The sequence below is a fragment of the Geminicoccus harenae genome, assembly GCF_019800005.1.
Lineage (GTDB): Bacteria > Pseudomonadota > Alphaproteobacteria > Geminicoccales > Geminicoccaceae > Geminicoccus > Geminicoccus harenae.
In genome coordinates, this window is sequence record NZ_JABGCL010000155.1 from 1 (window position 1) to 1,315 (window position 1,315).

At 57.6% G+C, this 1,315-nt stretch carries 1 protein-coding gene and 1 pseudogene; one reads left to right on the forward strand and one right to left on the reverse strand.

Annotated elements, in window-relative coordinates:
* Nucleotides 1-111, forward strand: a pseudogene (locus HLA95_RS27350) (IS5/IS1182 family transposase); the annotation flags it as partial.
* A gap of 173 nt (nt 112-284) precedes the next feature.
* Here HLA95_RS27350 and HLA95_RS27355 read toward each other — a convergent pair.
* Entirely contained in the window at nt 285-551 is a 267-nt protein-coding gene (locus HLA95_RS27355) for a hypothetical protein (protein WP_191062435.1), read from the reverse strand.
* Nucleotides 552-1,315 lie beyond the last annotated feature (764 nt).

The following is a 1,315-nucleotide window of genomic DNA, read 5'->3' on the forward strand; positions in this document are numbered from 1 at the left end:
CTGTTTTGCCGGCTCAAGAACTGGCGGCGCATCGCCACCCGCTACGACCGCCTCGCCCGGAACTACCTGGCCGCCCTCGCACTCGTCGCCGTCGCCTCAGCATGGACCTGAATGAGTTCCCTACCTAGGGCGCCGCCTGCCAGGAGCAAGCGGGTCTGGCGCAATAATGTAGACGATGTAGCGTATGAGATCTCTCCGGATACGCTCAAAATTCGACATGAGCGCCTTGAGGCGAGGCGAGCCGGCCGTTCAGGCGGCGGACCAGCGCCAGCGAGGCGGCGTTCTCAGTCGGGCCAGTCTCGCTGGCGCTCGATGATCGGCCTCATGAGCAGCCAGGGAAGGCCGGTGCAGACAGCGACGATGACGATAAAGCCGAAGACCTCACCGTCGCTCAAAACGAGCTGCGCATTCTCGATCGTGGCTCCGATCAGGACGCCCAGGACAACTCCGACGACGAAGCCGGCGATCGTGAGCACCACGCGCAGGCGCAGCAGCCAAATTAGCCGAGCGTACGCCGTATGGTGTCGAGGCTTGGATGCGGTCAAGATCATCGCACCAGCTCCTGTAAATGTTGCGCCGGACAATGTTCTACGGCCGAAGCTGTCAACTATCACCAATACATTCTTAAAAGGTGGTAACCAAAGTGACGCACCGGACATTTGGAGGAGCCCATACCCCCCGCCATACTCCTTGCACTTCAACTACGGCTTGAGATCCACCAGCGTCACGTCGCGCTCGTACCAGGAGCCTACAGGCTCCCATGAGGGGATCTCGCGTGGAGACCCGCATCCGGCGATCATCCAATCGGCGGCGGACTAGGTGTGGGGCTCAGAAAGCCATCCATCGCCTGATCGAGACTAGTCGATCAACGAAAGAACCTGCGCCTAAGCGCAATTATGTGGATGAAGGCGAGGACGGAGGACCTGATGAATAAGATACTTACGTGGTTTGCTAGTGCATGGCTTGTCTTGGCCGTGATGGCAAATGTAGCTGCAGTAGTTGGCGCATTTGCAAGATCTACAAGCTTCTATAGCGGCATTAGTGGTGCATTGAGCATATATAATCCTTTCGATATTACAAATCTTCTAACGCAGATTGCACTATTCCTTCCAATATTCGTGGCGCTCTACTGGCGCAATTGCCGACTAGAGAGGCCTACATCCTAAAGGTACTTGCCTGCGCCTGAAGCGGCTCGGTGCATCCAGAGTCTGGCGGTCCTGGGTTCTGAATCCCGTCTCTATCGCGACTTCGTCCACCGGCGCGTCATCCGCTTGAGGATAGCCACCTGCCTGAAGAATTCGTGCCTGGGCTGAGC